This is a genomic window from Psychrobacter pygoscelis (assembly GCF_004335015.1).
GTDB classification, from domain to species: domain Bacteria; phylum Pseudomonadota; class Gammaproteobacteria; order Pseudomonadales; family Moraxellaceae; genus Psychrobacter; species Psychrobacter pygoscelis.
The window spans coordinates 695,120-718,797 of sequence record NZ_RQRU01000001.1; the positions used below are offsets into that span (position 1 = coordinate 695,120).

General features: G+C 44.3%; 15 protein-coding genes. 9 read left to right on the plus strand and 6 right to left on the minus strand.

Going from position 1 to position 23,678, the window contains the following annotated elements:
• Positions 1–203: 203 nt before the first annotated feature.
• The 6 genes from amaA to EGV92_RS02790 form a co-directional block, all read right to left on the minus strand.
• Positions 204–1,490, minus strand: coding sequence for an L-pipecolate oxidase (gene amaA / locus EGV92_RS02765; RefSeq protein WP_131667673.1), 1,287 nt, complete (start codon positions 1,488–1,490; stop codon positions 204–206).
• An 18-nt stretch (positions 1,491–1,508) separates the two neighbouring features.
• Complete coding sequence (gene nhaC, locus EGV92_RS02770) at positions 1,509–2,978, minus strand: Na+/H+ antiporter NhaC (protein WP_131667674.1); 1,470 nt, start codon at positions 2,976–2,978, stop codon at positions 1,509–1,511.
• A gap of 559 nt (positions 2,979–3,537) precedes the next feature.
• Positions 3,538–5,028 carry an L-piperidine-6-carboxylate dehydrogenase gene (amaB, locus tag EGV92_RS02775; RefSeq protein WP_131667675.1) on the minus strand — a complete coding sequence of 497 codons (1,491 nt, stop codon included), beginning with the start codon at positions 5,026–5,028 and terminating at the stop codon, positions 3,538–3,540.
• A 169-nt stretch (positions 5,029–5,197) separates the two neighbouring features.
• Entirely contained in the window at positions 5,198–6,580 is a 1,383-nt protein-coding gene (hglS, locus tag EGV92_RS02780; protein WP_131668080.1) for a 2-oxoadipate dioxygenase/decarboxylase HglS, read from the minus strand.
• Positions 6,581–6,682: 102 nt separating this feature from the next.
• Positions 6,683–7,951 carry a 2-aminoadipate transaminase gene (locus tag EGV92_RS02785; RefSeq protein ID WP_131667676.1) on the minus strand — a complete coding sequence of 423 codons (1,269 nt, stop codon included), beginning with the start codon at positions 7,949–7,951 and terminating at the stop codon, positions 6,683–6,685.
• Between the two features lie 570 nt (positions 7,952–8,521).
• The gene (locus tag EGV92_RS02790) at positions 8,522–9,511 is read right to left on the minus strand and encodes a LysR substrate-binding domain-containing protein (protein WP_131667677.1); all 990 of its coding nucleotides are present in this window, start codon (positions 9,509–9,511) and stop codon (positions 8,522–8,524) included.
• A 740-nt stretch (positions 9,512–10,251) separates the two neighbouring features.
• On the opposite strand from EGV92_RS02790, the gene EGV92_RS02795 reads away from it, so the two are divergent.
• From EGV92_RS02795 to EGV92_RS02835, 9 genes are all read left to right on the plus strand, one after another.
• Positions 10,252–10,977, plus strand: a complete 726-nt coding sequence (locus tag EGV92_RS02795; RefSeq protein ID WP_131667678.1) for a 2Fe-2S iron-sulfur cluster-binding protein — start codon at positions 10,252–10,254, stop codon at positions 10,975–10,977.
• Positions 10,974–12,041 (plus strand): FAD binding domain-containing protein, encoded by a 1,068-nt coding sequence (locus EGV92_RS02800; protein WP_131667679.1) that lies wholly within the window; start codon positions 10,974–10,976, stop codon positions 12,039–12,041. The genes EGV92_RS02795 and EGV92_RS02800 overlap by 4 nt, the downstream gene beginning before the upstream one ends.
• Before the next feature lie 2 nt (positions 12,042–12,043).
• A complete protein-coding gene (locus EGV92_RS02805; protein ID WP_131667680.1) occupies positions 12,044–14,548 on the plus strand; it encodes a xanthine dehydrogenase family protein molybdopterin-binding subunit in 2,505 nt (834 codons plus the stop codon).
• The gene (locus EGV92_RS13870) at positions 14,545–15,963 is read left to right on the plus strand and encodes an XdhC family protein (RefSeq protein WP_165525545.1); all 1,419 of its coding nucleotides are present in this window, start codon (positions 14,545–14,547) and stop codon (positions 15,961–15,963) included. The genes EGV92_RS02805 and EGV92_RS13870 overlap by 4 nt, the downstream gene beginning before the upstream one ends.
• A 39-nt stretch (positions 15,964–16,002) precedes the next feature.
• A complete protein-coding gene (locus EGV92_RS02815) occupies positions 16,003–16,692 on the plus strand; it encodes a nucleotidyltransferase family protein (protein WP_131667681.1) in 690 nt (229 codons plus the stop codon).
• 513 nt (positions 16,693–17,205) lie between these two features.
• Entirely contained in the window at positions 17,206–20,322 is a 3,117-nt protein-coding gene (locus EGV92_RS02820; RefSeq protein ID WP_131667682.1) for a TonB-dependent receptor domain-containing protein, read from the plus strand.
• 130 nt (positions 20,323–20,452) lie between these two features.
• A complete protein-coding gene (locus tag EGV92_RS02825; protein WP_165525546.1) occupies positions 20,453–21,871 on the plus strand; it encodes an Lcl C-terminal domain-containing protein in 1,419 nt (472 codons plus the stop codon).
• Between the two features lie 44 nt (positions 21,872–21,915).
• On the plus strand, positions 21,916–22,458 hold the full coding sequence (locus tag EGV92_RS02830) for an Lcl C-terminal domain-containing protein (protein WP_131667684.1): 543 nt from the start codon (positions 21,916–21,918) through the stop codon (positions 22,456–22,458).
• Positions 22,459–22,779: 321 nt separating this feature from the next.
• Entirely contained in the window at positions 22,780–23,598 is an 819-nt protein-coding gene (locus EGV92_RS02835; protein WP_131667685.1) for a Slam-dependent surface lipoprotein, read from the plus strand.
• Positions 23,599–23,678: the final 80 nt, after the last annotated feature.

Genomic DNA, 23,678 nt, shown 5'->3' on the forward strand with positions numbered 1-23,678 from the left:
GGCAGTACTGAAATATCAGTCACGATATATACTCCAAACAAATAAAGACAGCTCGATATAACCTTGAGTCGTCAAATAAAAGCAGCGCGCGGTGTTTACTTAACTGTACCTTCAAAGCGATGGGTTGAGTAAATAAATACCGCGCACTGCGTCAATATACTATATTAATTCAGCGACTGTAGACCACAAGCCGCTCCTAAAAGCTAGGCAATAATTTTTAGACACTGCCCCATATGATATAAGGTCAGTCCAAGCTCCGTGTATCCTGAACGCAGAGTGGACATGCCCACTTTAGCTTCTTTGATAGTTTTAAATGGTAATGGTAATACTGAACGGTCCCCCGAGACAATGTAATCAGCAAAGCATTTACCCAATAGAGTACCTGTAGTTATTCCACGGCCATTATAGGCTGTAGCGGCTAAGATACCTTCTTCTGGCTCAAAGACGCGCATGATATGATCTTGCGTAAAACCAAAGTGACCATACCATTCATACTGCCAATTAAACTTAGGTAAATCTGGAAAATAGCTTTTTTGCACTAGGTTTGCCCAATTCTGATAAAAGCTTTTAGACTTCATAGCTTTACCTCCGACCGTGCCTAGTAGCAGGCGACCATCTTTGTCACGGCGAATACTCGATAACGCCAATCTCGTATCCCAAGCGCCTGTTTTATAAGGTAATATCCGATCCGCCTCAGCACCAGTTAATGGCTCTGAAGCAATCTGATAGTAGTCAACCAAATAGAATGTTTTTTTAATTTCCGTCCACTCTCCTTCCGTATAAGCATTGGTCGCAATAATCACTTTTTCAGCTTTTACCGCACCTTCGGTCGTTTTTACGTACCAATCGCTACCGGACTTCTCAAGCGAGGTCACAGTAGAGTTCTCATAGATACGTACATTCAATTTTGCCGCCGCCGCTGCAAGACCATTGACATAGGCGGAAGGATTAATAGTACCTGCACGGTGGTCGAGCAAGGCTTTGTTAATGCTAGTAGTGCCACAATATTCATGACAGCGCGCACCAGTTAATACCTCAACATTAACACCACGACGGGTCAATTGCTCATAGCGGATATCAACATCGGCTTCACCTTTGGCATTGTGTGCCATATGGATGTTGCCGGTACGCGTATCTTGCGCGTCAATATTGTGACGATCAATTATATCGAATACGAGACTGGGAGCGTTGCCCAGCGCAGTACCTAAACGCTCACCCGCCTCTTCACCCATGGCTAAATTAAGATCATCAGGGCGCGCCCAGGTACCAGCATTGACAAAACCAACATTACGTCCTGAACCACCACTACCAATGATCTTACTCTCTAGTAACACCACGGCTATGCCTTGTTCTGCCAGATGAATTGCAGCAGACAGTCCAGTGTAGCCACCGCCAATAATGCAAACTCGGGTCTGCGTTTCTCTCGTTAGCTTATCGTAATGATGAGTTTTGGGCGCAGTAACGCTCCACAAACATTGCTCTTGCAACATCTTAGCTTCCTTTCTAAATTACACGTTGTCTACAGTAGAGTGTGTGCTCGTGTGGTTAATAACAGTGGTGTCTTCACGGGGAATGAACTTATTTAAAATGACCCATAGCAAGCCAAATAAGGGAGACAACCAGCAAGCAAAGGCAAATGGTGCGTAAGTTAACGTCGCAATACCTAGAGTCGCGGCGACGAAACTGCCACCCATATTCCATGGAATTAATGGCGATAGTAGCGTACCAGTATCTTCGATCGAGCGGGTCAGCGTGGTGCGCTTGTAGCCCATCTCTTGATATTTGTCTTTGAGTAGTCGGCCAGGCAACACTAGCGTGGTATAAACATCACCGATGAGTGTACCGACGCCAATAGTACTAGCATAAGTCGCTGACACGAGACCAAACCTTGACTTCACCATGTTATTGATTTTGGCCATGATAGCTTTCAATGTACCGTAGTGCTCGATGGAGCCGACGAACGCTAAGGCAAAGATGGTCAAGGTCACAACCCAAGTCATCGACATCACGCCGCCTTTGGATAGCAGCTGATCGACAACGGCAATACCAGTCTCACTAACGAAGCCATTTTGTAGGACATTAAAGATGTCATGCACCCCTACACCTTGTAAGAAGAAGGCGACTAACCCTGCGACTACCACACCTGAAAGTACTGTTGGTATGGCAGGCATTCTCATAACTGCCGCAATTACCACCACCACAGCGGGTAATAGCGTAATTATGCTTAGGTTATAGTTGGCTGCTAGTGAGGCTTGGATTTGTTTTATTGATGATAAGTCAACATTGTCTGCGCCGTAGCCCATGCCGATCCAAGCATAGATAATCAGCGCGGTAACCATGGCAGGTACAGTGGTTGGCAACATACCGCGAATGTGCTCCCAAAGATCAACTCCGGCTGCTGCTGGGGTTAAGTTCGTGGTATCAGACAACGGTGACATTTTGTCGCCAAAAAAAGCGCCCGAGACAATAGCTCCACCTGTTAGGGATGGCGGGATACCCAGTCCTAAACCAATACCCATCATGGCTAACCCGACTGTCCCAACCGTGCCCCACGAGGTCCCTGTTGCCACAGAAATAATGGCGCAAATAATACAAACAGAAACTAAGAAGGAAGAGGGAGAGAAAACACTAAAGCCGTAATAAAGAATCGTAGGCACAGTACCAGCGATAATCCAAGCCCCAATTAACATACCCACACCCATTAAGATAATCATAGCGGGTAGGCCTATTTTTACGACCTTTAAAAAACGCTCCTCCATCCCGTCCCAGCTGCGCCCGCGTAGTTTCATAAACAGACCGGTGATCAAAATGCCACATGCTAGTGGAATGTGCGGGGTAAAGTCATTAAAAACAAAGAATTGCACCATCAGAATAATGGCGGTTAATACCAGCGGGGCAATATCTAGCAGGAAGCTAGAAGAAGGCTCATAGCCGTTGGTATGAGGGTCGTTGGACTTGTGAGGTTTATCTTCAATCATAATATATCTACCTATCCTTGTAGTTAAAACCAAATCCATTGGTATATTGTCGTAGTGCACTGTTACTCATTGGTCAGCCCAAAACTGACCTAGTGACCAAAATAACCTCTCCAAATGGACTGTCTAAAATCCTTAATAAAAACAGTAATAAAAAAACGATAAATATTAGCTAAAAGTTAAAATAAAGACTTGGACGTGTTCTTAATTAGCTCATCTGAAATAAAATAGGTTTTTGTCAATCAAAGAAAATTTTGTAGAGAATATAGATATATTGTCTAGACAATTTGCAAATATTGACTCCGTTAAGCAAATCTATAGCCGTTTTAAGCCTATTAAACCTTCGTTTTAGTAAATGACATACCCTAAGTACGTCTAGCCCTAGCCATCAAGATAGTTGACAGTATTACTTAGTCTTATTTATAGCCCAAAACCTATGGGTTAACAGTCAATTCAAAATGGATATTACAGCAGTTCAGGTTAAGCTAAGGGCAGTTAAGCGCACAAGATGTACGCTTAACGAGATAAAAAGACACTTTGTCTTATATAAATAGGACTAGCATTAACCGAAGTTAATACCCTGTGCCAATGGCAACTCAGTTGAGTAGTTGATCGTATTGGTCTGACGACGCATGTAGTTTTTCCAAGCATCCGAGCCTGACTCACGGCCGCCGCCTGTTTCTTTTTCGCCGCCGAATGCACCACCAATCTCAGCACCACTGGTACCAATATTGACGTTGGCAATACCGCAGTCACTACCACGAGCGCTTAAGAATAGCTCAGCTTCTCGCAAGTCATTAGTGAATACGCAAGAAGACAGGCCTTGTGGCACATCGTTTTGCAGCTCTAACGCTTCATCAAACTCTTTGTAAGTCATAACATACAAGATAGGTGCGAAAGTCTCGTTACGAACCACATCGTTTTGCTCTTCCATCTCAACGATAGCAGGCGTGACGTAATAAGCATTTGGATACTTATCTTGTAAGACACGCTCACCTCCGGTAACTATACCGCCAGCAGCACGCGCTTTACTCAAGGCATCTTGCATATTATTAAAGCTGTCTTCGTCAATTAGAGGGCCGACTAAGTTGCCTTCTAACGGATGACCAATGCTCACAGTTGAGTAAGCGGCTTTTACGCGGGGCAAGATGTCGTCTTTCACAGATTCGTGGACGAATAGACGGCGTAGTGTGGTGCAGCGCTGACCGGCTGTTCCCACAGCAGAGAATAGAATGCCGCGTAGGGCTAGGTCTAAATCGGCACTTGGCGTTAGAATCATGGCATTGTTACCACCTAGCTCTAGTAGAGACTTGCCAAAGCGCTCAGCAACTTTAGGCCCTACGATTCTGCCCATACGGGTGCTACCTGTAGCGCTGACCAATGCCACATCTTTGTGCTCGACCAAGGCGTTACCGACATTAGCCTCACCCAATAAGACTTGAGACAGATTAGCAGGGGCAACGCCGAATTTAGCTAAGGCTTTTTCAAACAGCGCTTGGCAAGCAAGAGCGGTTAGCGGGGTTTTTTCTGAAGGTTTCCAGATCACTGGGTTACCACAAACTAGAGCCAGTGCAGTATTCCATGACCAAACGGCGACTGGGAAGTTGAAGGCAGAGATTACTGCGATAACGCCTAGTGGCTGCCAAGTTTCGCGCATGTGGTGGCCAGGACGCTCTGAGGCGATAGTTAGGCCATAAAGCTGACGAGACAGACCCACGGCAAAGTCACAGATATCGATCATCTCTTGGACTTCACCCAGACCTTCTTCTTTGATTTTACCGGCCTCGAGAGAGACTAGAGCACCTAGATCTTCTTTATGCTCACGGAGCACTTCGCCCAAAATACGGACCAATTCACCACGCTTAGGAGCGGGCACTGTACGCCATTCTTTGAAGGCTTGTTTAGCATTTTGTATTTGTGTGTCAACATCGCTTACTTGATGCAAAGCGACCTTACCGATGACTTCACCATCGATAGGACTGTGGACTGCGAAATCACCTGCTTGGTACTGGCTCTCATCGACGCCCATAGCTGACATATATTGCTTAATCATACTGACTCCTTTGTATAGTATTTCATTACGTCCGTGCAGATCTACTAAAGTACTCTGCTGCCGCGTAAGTTGCAAAATAATAAATTTCTTGCTGTCATTCGTTTTTGGAATGGCACATTAAACCTAGGGGATTAAATGCTCATTAATTACAGTCTTAAGCAGCCTTTAGCTATGCTGCCTGTTGTAGCGCCGCCAGACAGGCCTGTAGGCTTTCCTCTTGTCTTTGCGCATAAAGTGCTAGCTCATCTTGCACACTCTCCCCTAAAGCCTGCTCAAACTCTTGCTGATTAGACTGTCCATCATAGCTACTTGCGGTGTCGCTGTGTAGATTGGATTGGAAAATACCGGCAGCACTTACGGGCAGAAAGTCTTCATAAACAATCGGCTCGATACGAATGACATCTTGCTCAATGAGCTGCTGTAAGTTACTGGTGGAGATATCTATCTCTGTTAAATTTGAAGAGCATGTCTCATTCGGTTGATAATGGAAATAAGCCAGCTGCTCATCATGCAAGGTTTGATAGTCGTCTGGAAAAGCAGCAAAAGACTCGCTTAACAATTGGTAATACTGCTCGGCATTGCTTTCATTCGGTGTTCCGCCTAACTTCTCACGAGCTTCGTTAAGCAATTGATCATACAAGGCCCGGCCTTTCGGGGTTAACGCGACCCCGCGCTGCTCAATCTCACCGAAGCGCGCAGTATGGTGACCTGATTGATATTGACCATCAGCACCTCTAAAACTCACCGGCTCTTCTAACGCTTTAAAACTGGTCTGGCGTAGCAGAATAGGACAGTTACGCCGTGGCGGTCCTTCAATAATAGCCTTTGGTGGAATACCACGACTCTGCATGCCTTGCTGTACCGCATCAATATCTAGCGTCCGCGGAGTCAAGTGATTAATATGCGGCCCTTTAAACCCGACCACATCAGCAATTAATTGATGCTGACTTGCCAGCTGCTGATACATATCTTTGGCTATGGGCGACTGCTCATGCCAACGGAAAGTCTCTAACGCCTCTTGGACAAATTGCTCGCCCTGCTCTTTAGTTAGACCGCCCTCATTTTCATAAGCTTCGATTAGTCTGACCACGCCATCGGTAAAGATATTACGAGCATCCAAAGCGGATTGAGCTTGCTGCTTAAGCGTCTCATCATCGATTAAGTCTAAGCGCAGTAATGAGGTGAATACACGAAACGGGCTATTATTTAATGACTCGGTGTCAATGGCACGAAATGCCGTAGAATGTACTGGTACGCCTGCAGGCGCTAGGTCATAGTAGCCCACCGGTTGCATACCCATGACTGCGAATAGTCGACGCATCATCGTAAGCTCTGCCGCAGTTCCTAAGCGAATTGCGCCATGACGTTCCATATTCAGTCTATCCATTTCACCCGTATGCTTTAGTTGCTTTGCAATCTCAGGTTGCTGGGCCAATACCTTTTCATTGACCTCAGCAACGAGTTCCATCAGCTCGGTATAGAGCGGCACTTCGGTTTGGTACATTTTGGACATGGCGAGTGAAAAGCTATGACGGATAGCATCGCTGCTCATAAAGCCTTGGTTTGAGTTTGATTGCTCTGAACTCACAGTGATTCCCCTTAAATTGGTTTAAATAACAAAGCTAATAAACAAAAATAGTTAATGGATTGATCGCTAACTAGGCAGCTCGTCAGGAATAGAGGCTAAGATGCCCTTTAAGATAGTGAGGCCCTCTTGCAGGGTCTCAGGCTCAATCGTTACCGGCGGTAATAAGCGGATAATATGGCGGTATTTACCACTAGGCATTAACAGCAAGCCCTGCTTACGACCCTCTGCTAAGATATAAGCCATCACGCTCGGATGTGTCCCATGATAAGGGTGGCGTAGCTCGATACCACGCATAGCACCGATACCAGTTAGGCCGTGAAGCCAAGGCGTCAGACCCTCTTGCTGCCATTGCTCAATTGTGGTTTTAATCGTCTGTTGATAGTGTTTTGCGGAGACCCAAACGGTGTCTTCCGACATGATATCGAGGGTTGCATTAGCCGCAGCGCAAGCCACTGGGTTGCCCGAATAAGTGCCACCCAAACTGCCTTTTGGTAGATCGTTCATTACGCTGCTTTTACCAATCACTGCACCCAGTGGTAGGCCACCAGCAATGCTCTTACCTAGCAGAATCATGTCTGGCTCGATACCCAAATGCTTGAACGCAAACGGGATACCGGTACGACCAAAACCTGACTGAATCTCATCCATAATCAGCAAAATGCCGTTATCATCACAGAACTTACGCAGATATTGAGCAAACTTTGGCGACATTAGTTGAAAGCCGCCCTCACCCTGTACAGGTTCAGCGATGATAGCGCCTATGTTATTAATATCAGTTTCGACTTCACACAGGCGCGACAAAGCATCAATGGCGTACTGATCACTAATACCATTATCAGGGCTAGGAAAAGGGATATGATAGACACTGCCTGCGAGAGGACCAAGGCCGCGCTTATAAGGGGCAACTTTACCGTTAAGATTAACAGCCGCAAGGGTACGGCCGTGAAAGCCGCCATCAAATGCGATAACACCGACTCGGCCAGTCTTTATACGGGCGATTTTAATCGCATTTTCGGTAGCTTCTGCGCCGCAGTTGGTCAGCATGCCTGCCAGCTCGCCTTCGATAGGTATCAGATCGCAAAGTCTGGGCATTAGGGTCTGATAAGGCAGGTGACCGGCCGCGTTGTAAGCGTAATGAATGAGGTTTTGTGATTGCTCGACGATAGCGTCGACGATATGGGGGTGACAATGGCCAAAGTTTAAGACGCCGATACCGCCAACGAAATCAATATAGCGCTTGCCGTCGGTATCCCAAACCTGTGCGTTTTTGCCCTTACTTAGTGTCACTGGATGCACCATCGTAAATGCATCGGTAACGTTATACATCGAATCCATGAATGTCTCTCATCTTCCTTGAGTTAGACGCTCATTTCAACAAAATCGCTGGAGTTGAGCAAACGAATTATAGTTGGTCAGGCATTCCTTTTTGTCATTACTAATGTTTTATTCTTATCTTGATACCGTATATTTTTATTAGACTAATTCACGTTAAACTACCTTAAATGCAGAGCGGCAGGGATGATTTATACAGCTTCAACCCTAATATAATTTCTAACAAGTAGCTTTTTAGCAGTCACTCTATTAGCGTGTCTATTTTATCGTTAGCTAGCTATAATAGTCAGTCCTATTTAAAATCACTACGTAAAATAGTCATTAGTATAACTTTATAGTCTAAAAGTCATAAGAGGGCTGAGGTGGACGTAAACTTATCCCAACCACTGTATGACAGATCTAAAAGGGACTGACTATATAGATTCATTATTTTCACATCAGCTTAAATCATATCATTGCTAGCTCAGACTAAGTTGCACCATAGTATCTATTAAAAAACACTCTTATAAGATGAGTCAATATCATACTTGCCTTAGCTCTCAATACCTTAGCATTTACAACGCTACAGCTTGGTTAACCGTCTTTTCCAAGCTTTGACTCAGCGATTAAGCCTAGTGGGGCTTCACTCTGGTAAGCAGCTCTTAAATACTTTGCTATCCACTCTTGTACTACCTTAACCTTATGTGAGCTTTCCATCGATAAAGGATACGACATATAGTATGCGCCTCTGCCTTTGGCCATATAATCCCAAGCACTAACTAACTCACCTGAACGAAGCTCAGGCTCTACCAATCGTAATGGTACTAAGGCAATCCCGTAACCAAGTAATGCTGCTGAGATACATGCATAGAAAGTATCAAACCTTGGTCCAACAAAAGTTCTATCTACGTGAATTGATTGTTGCTTGAAATACTCATACCAAGCACTGGGCCGTGAGCTTAAGTGCAGTAAGACACAGCTATCTAATAATTCAGGACCTACTCGTAAATCAGTAATCGACAAATGATGAGATAGGTAATTGGGATGACAAACCGCCACACAGTTTTCATCAAAAAGCTTGATGGACTTCATTCCAGACCAGATACCATCGCCATATAAAAAGGCTATATCTACTTTATAGTCCTCAGAGAAAAAAGGTCCAACTTGTTCTTTAATATTCAAATAAATATTAGGATATGTCTGACCGAAGCCACTCATCGCAGGCAAGAGCCAACGCGCACAAAAAGTTGGGTGAGAAATAATATTTAAGGTCTCTATATTACTATTATGCGACATGAGATTGGTCGTCGCAGTCTCTATGTGCTTAAGGATACTGAGTACTTCCACATAGTAAGCTTTACCTGCGGGCGTCAGTGAAATTCGTTGCGATGTTCGATAAAATAAAGAGATATTCAACATCTCCTCAAGTTGGGCAACTTGTTTACTGACGGCACTTTGAGTCATATGTAACTCCTGAGCGGCAAGCGTAAAACTCAAGTGCCTCGCTGCTGTCTCAAAGCATTGTAAAGCGGTAGTAGAGGGGTATTTTCTAAAAGAAAGCTTGTTTTCAGCAGTGGTATTCATAGTGACTATAAAATAAGGGAGGTTATTAACGCATTATACATAGGATTAAGTTGAATCTGAGTTGATTAATAGCGAAACAATTGCAATTAGACATTAAAGTTAGATAACGATACATTTTAAGATAAACAAAATCTACCTACTAACCCTCTGATAAAAATGATATTTAACGCGAACTTTAATAATAAAATCAATATAAATCATAAACTTAAAATACAAGCTAACCATGAGGCAATAAAGGTAACTTAATCGTTACGTTTATACTGTCATTTGGGGGTCGTGTTCCTACTCAAGACTAACTATAATTTTTGTTTAACTTAGCTGAGGCTCTGTGACATCTTTTTGTTCAATTTTCAGCACACTTTTTGTCAACAATATCATTAACTTCTATAAAAATTTTAAGTTTACCGCTATAGGCAATCCAATCAAGTTTTGGCACAGAGTCACTGTATATAAGTCTACCCCGCCTTAAGTCTGTCATGACCTCTAGCCAAAATTTTTATCTCAGTAATTTGATACGTAGCAGCTTTAAACAGCTCTGACCTTCCTATTAACCAACCCCATGCATTTATACTCTTCATTAAAATCACACCTAATATAGTGAGGCGATACCAATTAGAACTTTCTAACTTATTAACGCCCTATGAGAAAGCTTTTGCTAACTCGAAACAAGCTCTCGTCATATATAGGCATAACAACTTAACTTTATCGACCTTCTTTTCACTTGCCAGCGAGCCGCCAGCATGCCAAATATTACCTTATCTATCAATCAGCAGTCCTATATGCTGACTGATCTTGACCCCCGAACTACCTTACTTGACGTCTGCCGTCATCATCTGCAACTTACTGGATCCAAAAAAGGCTGTGATCACGGCCAATGCGGTGCTTGTACTATGCTTGTCAATGGTCAGCGTATCAACTCCTGCCTTGCCCTTGCCGTGATGCATGAAGGTGATGAGATTACGACCATTGAAGGCATTGGTACGCCAAATTCTCTGTCAGACTTACAGCAAGCCTTTATCGATAACGACGCTTTTCAATGTGGCTACTGTACCCCTGGGCAGATCTGTTCAGCGACCGCCCTATTTAATGAAATCGCGCAGCGCTGGCCAAGTCATGTCAGCTCGGACTTGACCGCGCCTGAGCTTATAGACGTGCAAGAGATTGCTGAGCGTATGAGTGGTAACATCTGCCGCTGCTCGGCCTATCCCAATATTATTAACGCGATTCAACAGGTAATTAAAGAGCGCGGCTTAACTCGCGAACTTGCCGCTCAAGGCTCAAATCATAACAGTGACAAGACGGATGGCTTAACGGGTGCGTCTAATACAACTGGCGTATCAATCTTATCCAGTCCTGAGATTTGGTCTCCACCGCCAAGCAATATTACTCGAACTTCTGCTCAAACGGCGGAGAGTCCTAATGACGCCGCCCAAGCTCACGCTAGCCTATCGGGAGCCGCGCTATGAAACCATTTGCTTATAACCGCGCCGAGACTATCGAACAAGCCACTGATCTAGGCAGCGCTCAAAACGCAAGGTTTATCGCTGGCGGAACCAACCTTTTGGATCTCATGAAGTTTGAGATTGAGACGCCGCTTCAGCTAGTAGATATCAGCCGATTACCTTTAGATAAAATCGAACCTACTAGCGGCGGTGGCCTGCGTATCGGCGCTATGGTAACCAACAGTGACTTAGCAGGGCATCCACAAATTCGTGCCCATTATCCGGTGTTATCGCGGGCGATTTTGGCAGGGGCTTCAGGCCAGCTGCGTAATAAAGCTTCGACTGGCGGCAACTTTTTGCAGCGCACCCGCTGTTACTACTTTTATCAGCCAGACAGCCCTTGTAATAAGCGTGAACCCGGATCAGGTTGCCCTGCTAAAGGTGGTGAGCACCGTGAGCTTGCTATCTTGGGCACTAGCGATGCTTGCATTGCCCAGCATCCCTCCGATATGGCAGTAGCCATGCGCTTACTTGATGCCGAGATAGAGACGCTATTACCCAGTGGTAATACCCGTAAACTCGCCCTTGAAGAGTTTTATTGCTTACCAGGTGATACCCCGCATATTGAGACGACACTAGAACCTGGTGAGATTATCACTCATGTAATTTTGCCGCCGCCTCTTAAAGGCATGCATACTTATGACAAGGTTCGTGACCGCGCCTCTTATGCCTTTGCTTTGGTCTCTGTTGCCGCGGTTATCAACGCTGAAACTTCCGGTAAGTTAAATACCGTTCGTCTCGCATTCGGTGGTATCGGTGCTATGCCATGGCGTGACAAAGGCGTTGAAGCCTTGCTAATGAGCAGTCATGGTGAGCTGACCGCCATCAACCAAGCCGTGGACAAGCTATTGGCAAGCGCCAATCCTTATCCTAAAAATGCCTTTAAACTGTCCTTAACCCGTCGTTTAGTCACTCAGGTGATCCAGCGCGCTATCAAGGCTGCGCAATCTTCAGCAGCTACTTCTACGGATAGTCTTACTGACTTAGGCAATGTCTCGCCTGCTTCTGTCGACTCAAAGGAACAATAATCATGCCTTCATTATCTACTATTACTGATTTGGCTAATTTAAAAGTTGAGCCGCAAAACAAGCTTAAGATGGATAAGGCGATGCCAACCTTGCTAGACCAAACGGCTAGCAAAATTGTTGGTAAACCTATCAATCGCTTGCATGGCGACCTTAAGGTCTGCGGTCAAGCGACGTTCGCTGCTGAATATCATCTAGACGGTCAGCTTTATGGGGTGCTCGTCTGCTCTACTATTGGTAAAGGTGAGGTCACCGAGCTCATTACAGAAGCTGCTTTAAAATCACCAGATGTGGTCGATATCGTCGTTGATTTTGAGACTTTCATCCGAAACCCGCAACAAGGCGGTCAAAAAAGCGCCCCTGCTCAGGGAACGGATAAAATCACCTACTTAGGCCAGCCGATTGCCCTTGCTGTTGCCAAAACTTTAGAGGCGGCAACAGAGGCAGCTAAGGCCGTCCAAGTTCGCTATAAAGATGACAGCGACAATGGCGCATTTGACTTTGAGGCTGAAAAAGCCAATTCCGTTATGATGGATGGGGTATCTGTCAAAATACAAGGCGAGCCTGAAGAGGCGCTTGCAGAGGCTGAAATTAGCGTTGATAAGGTCTACTACACACCTAGCCAAAGCAACTCGCCCATTGAGCCGCATGCCACGCTTGCGACTTGGCAAGACGATGAGTTGACGCTTTACACTTCCAATCAGATGCTGGCACCTTGTAAGCAACAAATGGCAGATGCCCTCGGTATTAAAGCGGATAAAGTGCGCCTGATCTCTCGCTTTATTGGCGGCGGTTTTGGTAGTAAGCTCGGTATCGCGCCAGAGTCTGTCGCCGCTGCGGTTGCTGCTAAAAAACTGGGCAAACCCGTCTTGGTCGTTATGACACGGCCTCAAGTCATGGAGACCACGGTTCGCCGCTCAAATACCGAGCAGCGTATTGGCCTAGGCGCTGATAAAGATGGCAAGATTCATACGATTATTCATGACAGTACCATCACCAACCTGCCCAAAGAAGTCTTCTTTGAACCTACTGCGTTATCTACGCCATTCTTATATGCTGGCAAAAACCGTCAGATAAAATACAAAATGGTACGTATGAACCAAGTGTTAGCCGGCTCCATGCGCGCGCCGGGCGAAGCCGTAGGTCAGATTGCGATGGAATGTGCGATGGATGAGCTGGCGGAAAAAGTTGGCATCGATCCGATTGAGCTGCGTATTCTCAACGAGCCTGAAAAGGACCCAAGTAAAGATATTCCTTACTCCACCCGTCAGCTCGTCGCCTGTATGAAAAAAGGCGCTGACGAGTTCGGTTGGGATCAGCGCCGAACCCGACCAGCCAGCGTTCGTGATGGTGAGTGGTTTGTCGGTATGGGCATGGCAGTGGCTTGCCGCGTGAATCATTTGCAAAAGTCGCAAGCCCGCGTCACCTTAACCTTAAATGATGAAAAACCTTTGGGCGTTGAAGCGACCATTGAGACAGACATGACCGATATCGGTACGGGTACCTATACCGTATTGGCGCAAATTGCTGCTGACATGCTCGGACTTCCCGTTGATCATATCAGCGTTCAACTTGGAGATACTGACTTACCGCCTGGCGCAGGGTCTGGCGGTAGTGTAGGTGCTGCCAGCTCCGGCAGTAGTGTCTATTTGGCCTGTGAAAAACTGCGTGAGCTTATCGCTGAGCAGGTTGGCTTAGACGCTGATACGGTTCAGCTTGATAACGGTATCGTAATTTGCAAGGCTGCCAACAGCGACAATGAAGACGGCCAAGAGGATGAAAGTACGCTTGATAGTATTAAGAGCGCAGCCCGAGAAAAAGCTAAAGCTGTCGTGACTGGTATCGCTGAAAAGGTTGCCGAAAAAGCAGGATTGGCAGTCGAGCATGAAGAAAAGCCAGAATTTGGTGACAAAGAGCAGCGTCCGCTACATCAGGTTTTAGCCAAATGCCAAGACAACGCTTTAAAAGCACTGGGCGAAATTAAGCCGGGTAAAACTGAAAAGAACTACCGCCAAGGTTGCTATGGTGCCAACTTCGTCGAAGTCGGTGTCCATGCCTATACTGGTGAGATTCGCGTTCGCCGTATGACTGGGGTATTTACTGCTGGTCGTATCCTCAATCATAAAACTGCGACTTCGCAATGTTATGGCGGTATGGTCTTCGGTATTGGTTCAGCTTTGATGGAAGAGATTGTCCATGATAAGCGTTCAGGTCGCATGTGTAATCATGACTTGGCTGAATATCACTTACCGGTTAATGCTGACGTCCCGCAATTGAACGTCGTTTTACTGGAAGAAGATGACCAATATACCAACCCTATCCATATTAAAGGAATTGGGGAGACCGCTATTTCAGGGGCAGCAGCAGCGATTGCTAATGCGGTCTATAACGCTACAGGCATTCGCGTTTATGACTTCCCCGTCAAGCTTGATAAGCTCATTGACCAGCTTCCTGAGCTGTCTGATTTACCTGAAAGCTCATCAGGTCTGATGGGCATGAAAAGCGCATGAATCAAGTCAGTGATATCTTAGCGCTGGCAGAGGCGGCGTTAGCTGATAATATTGATGCGGTATTGGCTACTGTCGTCCGCACTGAAGGCTCGGCTTACCGCCGTCCTGGTGCGATGATGCTTATCTGTGAAGATGGCCGCTCTGTCGGCATGGTCAGTGGCGGCTGCCTTGAGCGCCATCTCATTCAGCGTGCTTTTTGGCTTACGCAAAATGGCGCTTGTGTTCAGGTTTATCGGACAGGCTCAGCTCAAGATCGTCAGTCAACGGCTCAAGCTTTATCTGACCCGCTGCAAGCGCTATTCCTTGATGAGCCAGCGCCAGACTCGCCTGCAAATGATACTGAGTCGATGACAGCTGATGAGCCTTATGACGATGCTGATGACAGTATGAATTTCGGTTTAGGCTGTCATGGTAGCGTTCATGTCTTGTTTGAGCGCATGGCGCAAACGCAGCCCTTTTTAACGACGATTAAAGAGGTTCGCTCAAAGCAGCGACCTATTGGCATTGCTACCTTACTTAAAGCCGCGCCATTAGAGGCTGATGCCCATCAAATTAATATCCCTTTCCCTAAGTCACGCTTATCAACTTGTGGCTTACGCCTTAACATTGCTGCAACACCCAATTCTTCAACAACCAATTCTTCAACAACCAATTCTTCAACAACCAATTCTTCAACGACCAGCGCTTCAACGACTGAGCTAAGTGATGATATCAAACTTTTAGGCACTGGCTTAGAAGCGAGCTGTCTTGAAGTTATACCTCAATTGCAGGCAGCGGTAGAGGCACTGAGTCTGCAATCTGGCGCTAAGGGTCGCTATCAGCACGTCTGCTATAACGACGGAAACACTAGTTATGAATGGTTAGTTCAGTATCTTATGCCGCCGATTCATTTACTGATCTGCGGTGCGGGAACTGACGCTATTCCACTAGTGCGTATGGCTAAGATGCTAGACTGGCGGGTGAGTATCATCGATAGCCGCGCAAACTATGCAACGCGATTACGTTTTATAGATGCAGACTTGGTTCAGGTCGTGGGTTTAGAAGATACTAAGGCTTTGCGGCAATTAAGCAAAAATTCAGCAGTCGCCTTAATGTCGCACAGCTTGACCCAAGATAGAGCCCGATTAAAAACGCTCTTGCAGCTTCCTGTTGACCACTTAGCCTATTTAGGGCAATTGGGACCAAGATATCGTACCGAGCGCCTGATTAATGAGATCGCGCAGGCGCTACCTGATCCTACTGTTTTGCGCGGTGGTATCGCCAAGTTGTACTTTCCTATTGGCTATAAGCTCGGCGGTGATGGTCCTGAAGCATTAGCACTTGGCATCATCGCACAAATTAGCGCCGTGATGTATCAGCAAGAGCCGATAAACAGCCCTGCACCGCTAACTGATAGCTTATTTGTAACCGTTTAGGTTATCTTTTTATTCTCTCGCTTGTTGAGACTGCCAGTCATGTCTACTTCTATCAATGACAATCGAACAACCCGTTCTGACCCACTGCTCACCCAGCATTGGGTCATTATTTTGGCCGCTGGACTGAGTACTCGTTTAGGCCAGCCCAAGCAGTTGCTAACGATTCAAGGTCAGCCACTGATTCGTCATATGACGCAGCTTGCGCTTACAACCAATCCGCACAAAGTCATCGTCGTCGTGCCGCAAGAGCAACCGGAAATTAGTTCACCGATAGCCGATTTAGATATCGAACTTGTGCTAAACCTCAACCCAGCGACAGGTATGGCCCTTAGTCTAAGCCTAGCTATTGATAGTATAAACGCGCAGCTCTCTGAGTCGTCTAACGTATCCAGCCCTAGCGCTCAAACAATCTCAATTCTTATTATGGGCATCGATCAAGTTCGATTAACAGCCAATCACTTGCAGCAGTTATTACCAGCACGAGCTCACCCGCAAACTATAGTGGCTGCGAGCCGTTATGATAATATTATTGGTCTACCGCTAGTCGTTGAAGGGCAACAGCTGCAAGCGTGGCAGTCGCAGCTGTCCGGTGATAAAGGCCTACGTAAGCTAATCCGCACCTTACCTTCAGACGCAGTTACTGCTGTTAACCTTCCTGAGTTGGCCGACGATATCGATACCCCAGAGCAATACGCGTATGCCTGCCAGCAAGGGTGGTTGGATCTCTAATCCTATTATACCTAATCTCAGAATATAGCTTTGTTAGACGTTCTAAATCTACCAACTATAGTGCTTGCGCGTGTCGGATAAGTTCTCTTGAGTTACAGAAAGATTAGTAATCTAAGTATAAAAATACTGTAGATAAAACAACAAAATACTTTAAATCTTATTCTTTCTGCCTACTAAATACACCAATCATCTAGTTTTGGCATTACTACATAAAAGTTAGAATTATTAATTTTTTATTGATAATGATTATCATTAATGTTAATTTATAAAATAAAAAAACATAAGTTTATTTTTATGACACTTTAGTTACGGAAATTAACTTACAGTACATATTCCAGCTCACCTTCTTCTCTGTCTACGACTATATAAACGGCTCATTGGTTTTAAATATTAATTGTTTTACAGTCAATTCATAGTAACTTGATTTCAATAATAAAATCAGTAACTTAAGTTAATACTCTTAAAGGTTGTCGTCTACAGAGTAATTTTCTATAAACTTATTGAGAATTATTTATGACTAAACCCACCCCATTATTACTCAGTGTCTCAGTAATTGCGCTAATGCGAACGATGCCATCTTTTGGTGCTGACGAGTCACTACCGACCACCGAGCTTAACGCTATCGTGGTCTATGCAGAAAGAGACCTGCTTGCTCCTACTATATCCGAACACGATGTTTACGATAAAGATGAGTCAAGTACCTACGCTGATAAAGAAGAGTTAGAGCGTTATATTGGCGAGTCGCCTGCTGATGTGTTTAAAGGTATGGTAGGGGTGTATAGCGGAGATGCTCGCAATAGCGGTGCCATTGATCCCAATATTCGAGGCATCCAAGGTGAAGGCCGAGTACCGGTTACCATTGACGGTACCGAGCAGGCCATTACCGCCAATCGCGGCTATCAAGGCGCCAGCAATCGTAACTATATCGACCCACTGCTGATCAGCGATGTTAAAGTGACTAAAGGAGCTACACTAGAGCGCGGTATACATTCGTCTGTTGGTGGAGCGGTTACTATTAACACGTTAAACGTTAATGATGTGCTCAAAGATGATGCCAGCTTTGGTATAGATGTTAAGGGCATTATCGGTAACAACGCTATTGAAGCCCATGCCATCAACCCTAAAGATTATATTGGCGATAATGCTAGCAATTACTCAACTGATCTGTATCCTGTTGATCCCAATATTGCTCGTGACCCTGATCTTGTCAAAGCTTTTGAAGAAGGAATTGGCCGACTGCCCAGAAAAAGCACTAATGAGTTTACTAATGTAGGCTTGGTGGGGAAAACGCCAAAACGTAACAAGATGGCAACCAGCTTTGATGACGAAGCTTATCGTATCGCTGTGGCAGGACGTAACGATTGGGTTGAGGCGATAGCAGCCTATAGTCAGCGTGAGCGTGGCAATTATTTTGCAGGGGGGCACGGCAGTGATGACTATCGTAGCGACGTACCCAATCGAGAGCGTGATCTTAGTCAGTTTCCCTCCTTTATGGCAGACGTATATCAACCGCACCAAGAAGTGCCAAATAGCTCAAATAAAAACACCTCTTATCTCACAAAAATCACCTTTAAACCTACAGATACTCAAGCCTTACAGCTGGGCTATCGCAATACCGAAATCGTCGCCGGTGACATCATGCCTTTTCGGGTTGCTGATGATCGCCCAACTAGTGAATTTGCCAATACAGGACGACTGCCACAATGGCCTCTGAGTAACATTGATCTTGATGCTTATCATATTCGTTATAAGTGGCAACCTGACAATCATCTCATTGATCTCGATAGTACCTTGTGGCATACCGATACCACTACCATCACTCATAACTCTGGTGGTACACCCCTGAGTATGATTGGCGGATTTTATGGTAGTGATAGCGATAAGTTTAGTAAATATAAACAAGGATTTATTAAACAATTCCGGGCCGAGTTTCCCGAGGTTATAAATTGCCCAAGTAGTGTCATCAAAAGCCCTGATTACTCTACCCCTGTTAAAGCGGCAGATAAATGTGTGCAAGCCGCTAAACTGTATCAAAATACCTTTGTCAGTAATTCAGAAGCCAGTATCCATAATACTCGCTCTGGTCTGCGCATCAGTAACAAAAGCAGACTGACCGATACACTATCTATGACACTGGCAGGTAACTATCAACAAGAGCAGCTAGAGGCAGATAATGAAGCAACTGGCATCCCTGGATTGTTTAGTGTCGCACCAGGAAAAGGGCGACGCCGCTCAGGCGATGCCAGTATCAGCTTTAATTACCAGCCCTTTAATTGGTTAGAGCTAACGGCTGGTACGCGCTATGATCGCTATTGGGCGATAGACGACTATGTTAACGAAGCTCGTGCCAGACATGAGTTAATCAATGAAAGAAAGATACAGACACATCAGCTATTAAATGGTTTTTATAAAGCCAACGCTACCGTGCAACAAGCCTTACAGGACTATAACGACGGTAAGATACAGTCTTATGAGTACCGTCGCATCTACGAAAAATACTACCCCAATAAAAGCAATTATGGTGACATTGCATATGGTGGCAAGGGTGTGGATATTATCGAAAACGGACAAGAGGGCATCGCTTACGTACCTATGCGTGAAGAGATCACTTGGTATCCTGGTGAAAATGGCGTCTATCACCGCAAGGACAATATTTTCTTAAATGGAGAAGCAAAAAAGCTGGGGATTTTACGTCCTGCAAAAAGTGAAGGTAAAACTGGATACCCACAATACATCTTAGTCAGTGATGGCAGCGGTAATCCCTTTGAGCCAACACCGGCTAAAGAAGGTTGGGGCTGGGCACCTAGTATGAGTGCTGCCATAAATCTGCCTTGGCAAGCCCGACTCTATGGTCGTTATGCTCAGTCTTACCGCATGCCTAGTATGTTTGAGTCTATCGCCACCTTCGCCAAAAACCTCAATCACTATGAGCCGGTCTCTCCAGAGCGTGGTACTAACATTGAGGTGGGCTATGTACAAGATCTTACCCCTTGGTTTGACAATGCGCGCTTTGCTGATGCCAAGCTAGTCTACTATGACAATACTATCCATGATGTAGTGGACAGGGAGTTTGGACTACAGAGTAACTTACGTAATTTTGACAAACAGCATATCTCTGGTTTAGAGCTACAAAGCCGCTATGACAATGGACAGTATTTCGGTGACTTTAGTGTGGGCTATACCTTAGACAACCAAGTTTGTGACGCCGACTACGCTGTGACTCAAGACCCCTACTACGCACAAGTACCTAATTGTGTCGAGCAAGGGTTCTTTGGTGGCTTCTTATTTAATATGGCACAGCCCAAATACATGCTTGATTTGACACTTGGTACCCGTCTACTTGATGAGAAGCTAGAAATGGGCACACGCATCCACCACCACAGTGGTTCAGTCGACGATGTGTACAAACTGAACTATGGCGACGTGGGCAACTCATTTTTCAATATTCCGTATAGCTGGGTACCAGTGACGACTTTTGACTATTTTCTTAGCTACAAAGTTCTTAAAAACAGCAAGCTTCAGCTTTCCGCTACCAATATAACTGATGAGTATTACTTAGACCCACTCACCCGAACGCTGATGCCAGCACCAGGGCGAGCATTACACCTAAGTTTTGAGAGTAAGTTTTGAGAATCATAGTCCGTAGCGAATAATTTTTTTAACCATTAAAGATAAATAATTATCATTAATTTTATCATTATTAATTATTTAAATAATGATCTTTAACGAGCACACCTACCAAAACTCTAAGGAGAACAACATGCAACTTCACTTTCAGTTGCGAAAGCTATCAGTTGCTATTACCCTCGCCATGAGCGCCACTATCTTGACCGCCTGCGGTGGTGACAGTAGCGGTGATGATGGTGGTAGTAACGTGCCCATCGTCAAAGAATACGACAGCTTTATAGAAGATAGCGTAGGCGGCGAAGCCTTTGCTGGAGAAACAATCGAGCTACCAAAACTAAGTAAAAACGGCTTGCCGCTCAAATACAGACACCGCAATAACAGTGAAGAGGTCTGTACTCTACTATCTGATGGCTATAGCGTCAAACTAAAGCCCAATACTGAAAACAAAATCAACCGATGCGATCTATGGGTAGACAATCAAGGCGGTAATGCCAGATTTAAAGGTATCTCAACTGCTCATGTGATTGAGATCTATCCCGTCTGTGAAAACGGTCAGAAAAATGGTGAAAAAACTCATCGGTGTATCCCTGCAGCTACTATGATTGAGCCCTTATCTGCTGCCCCTGTTACCAACGTAAACCAAGAGTTAAATTTTACCGTCATAGGTTATAACCTCAAAGGCAAACTATCAGACTTTAAGATAGAAACTGATGCTTGTAGTGATATTAAGCACTCCGAGGAAGTATTTACTGGTTCTAACGATAAAGACTCCTTTACCCTTACTTGTACGCCTGATACTGCTGGTACTTTTGAGCTGAGTATTATAAACAGTGAGGATACAACTCAACTTCTAAAAACACCAATTAATATCGAACTACCTACAGTTATTGGTGGTAATAAAACCCTTACTAAAACAGGAGTCGTTAGTTGTGCCAATGAAGAAACAAACAATCTTCCTTGTACTTTAGAAGCTCTTGGGGATAAGTGGTATAGACTTAAACAAGATGGCGAGGTTCAAGCAGGAGCTGACTTTAGCTATAGCAAAAAACAATACACTAACCCCAAAACTAATGAGCAAGAGACCTGTATCCAAGATAACGTCACTGGACTAATTTGGGAAACCAAAACCGACAATGATGGACTGCGTGATAAAGACTGGACTTATAACTGGTATAACACCAAATCTTCCGAAAATGGTGGTAATGCAGGTAGTGAAGGAGAAGATACTTGTGGCGACACCTTAGGAAGTAAATGCAATACCCAAGCTTATATACAAAAACTCAATGAAAACCAATATTGTGGCTATGATGATTGGCGGCTGCCGGAACAGTATGAACTAGTGAGCCTACTTGATTTTGGACGTGAAAAACCTGCTATTAACCCAATTTTTAAATATGTAGGTGATGCTGACTTTGTTGCTTACTGGACAAATACGACTGTTGGAAGTAAAGAGGATGAGGCTCAAGCCATAGATTTTAGTAATGGAACAGTTCCTTATGGAAAAAGTAAAACATGGGATAGCCATTATATTAGAGCTGTTCGTGCAGACTGAATATATTTAACATACAAAGTTAACTAATAATAAGGACTTCTGTCATGAAAAAGATTAGTATTTTATTAACCACTATGGCACTACTTGTAAGTTTAAACTCTGCTTATGCTCAAGAATGTAATGATAATACGAGAAAAACCGTTCCTGATAGCCGTTTTGAAAATATCAATAATGGTACTGTTAAAGATAAACAAACAGGACTTATTTGGCAACAATGTAGTATCGGACAAACATTGTTAAATGGGCAATGTAATGGTGAAGCAAGAGATCTTACTTGGAAACAAGCGCTCACTGAAGCTAAAGCCTATGGTGAAGGCTGGCGACTACCTAATATTAAAGAATTAAATAGTATCTTGGAGCAAAGTTGCACTGATCCTATGTTAAATTTTAAGCACTTCCCAATTGTTAACGATAGGTTCGAAGCTCGCTACTGGAGTGCTACACCATCTGTATCTGAAGTAGTACTGCCACGATTTAATATTATTCAAAAAAATAATATTGTTACTCTAGACTTAGGGGACGGTTCTTTAGCTATTAATGAGCCTCAAGCAGAGTTTCGTGGTTTAGCAGTTAAATCTGCGGAATAATTTTTTTATTCCTTTACCATAAGTGATTCTTATTAACCTTTATTATTATTAAAGCTTTGAATAATTACCTCTAACAAGTAACACCACCAACCCACCAGGGGAGGGCCGTGTGACTTCTTTTTCAGTTACTAAAGACAATCAGTTAATAGTAAACTTTTGTAAGATAAACTATATTAAATGATAATAATTATCATTTACGTGTTACCATGACTTCAGATAAGTTATAGATTAAAGAATCTAGCGAAAATATTTAATCTATAAATTTATCTATTAAAGCGTTCTGTAATTAACCACAAACTATAGTCATAGTAAGGAGTTAATATGAATACGGTAACCAAAACATTAAGCCTAGCTGTCCTTGGTAGTCTCATGGCAATAGGGACAGCCCATGCAGCAGGATTCGCAGGGGCGTCAAGTGATAATGATAATATCTTGATTCGAAATACAGACCCTGTGACAGGACCACATGATACAAATGGTAACGAGCCAGGCATTCAAGTGACTGCTGCAGAGGGTCCGTTTGGCCAAGCACTACTTAGTTTTGAAACTTATCAAACTCTCGCTGGAATAGATGAGGTCGTTAGTGGTTATAAAGTCTCTACTCTCAACACCTCTGAAATGCCACCTAGCCACAGTTCTTTAGGGAACTTTGACTTTGCCCAAGTGCCAAACCAAGATGTGTATTTTGGTGAATGGACAGCTGACCGTAGCAACCCTAGTAGCACATATACTGTTTACTATGGTGGTAAAGACAAAACCACTAACTTACCAAGTCGTGGAGTGGCTAAATATAAAGTCAAAGGTATGAATAACTACCATACTAGTAGACTTATGGTTGGCAATCTAAAAGCTAATTTTAGAACAAATAAAATTGATGGTATGCTACACGACGGAGTCTTTCAAGTATTTATAGACAACAATACTATCAACCCTAGTGATGCTAGTTTCTCAGGGAATGCTAAAGCCTACGTAGTAGGTAGACCATTAGATAACAGAGGCAATTCAGAAGGACATTTCTTTGGTAATCGTGGTAAAAGCCTAGCAGGTATCGCTACTTTTAATAATAGATTATTAAATACCTCTTTTGGTGGTACACGGATAGATAAAGCAAAAGACATCTCTAATGTTATATCAAGATAATAAAGCTAAGTAAGAAATGCAGTCACTACTTAAACATAAGCCAAACCACCCGTTTGGCTTATGTTGTCTACGCTTATATA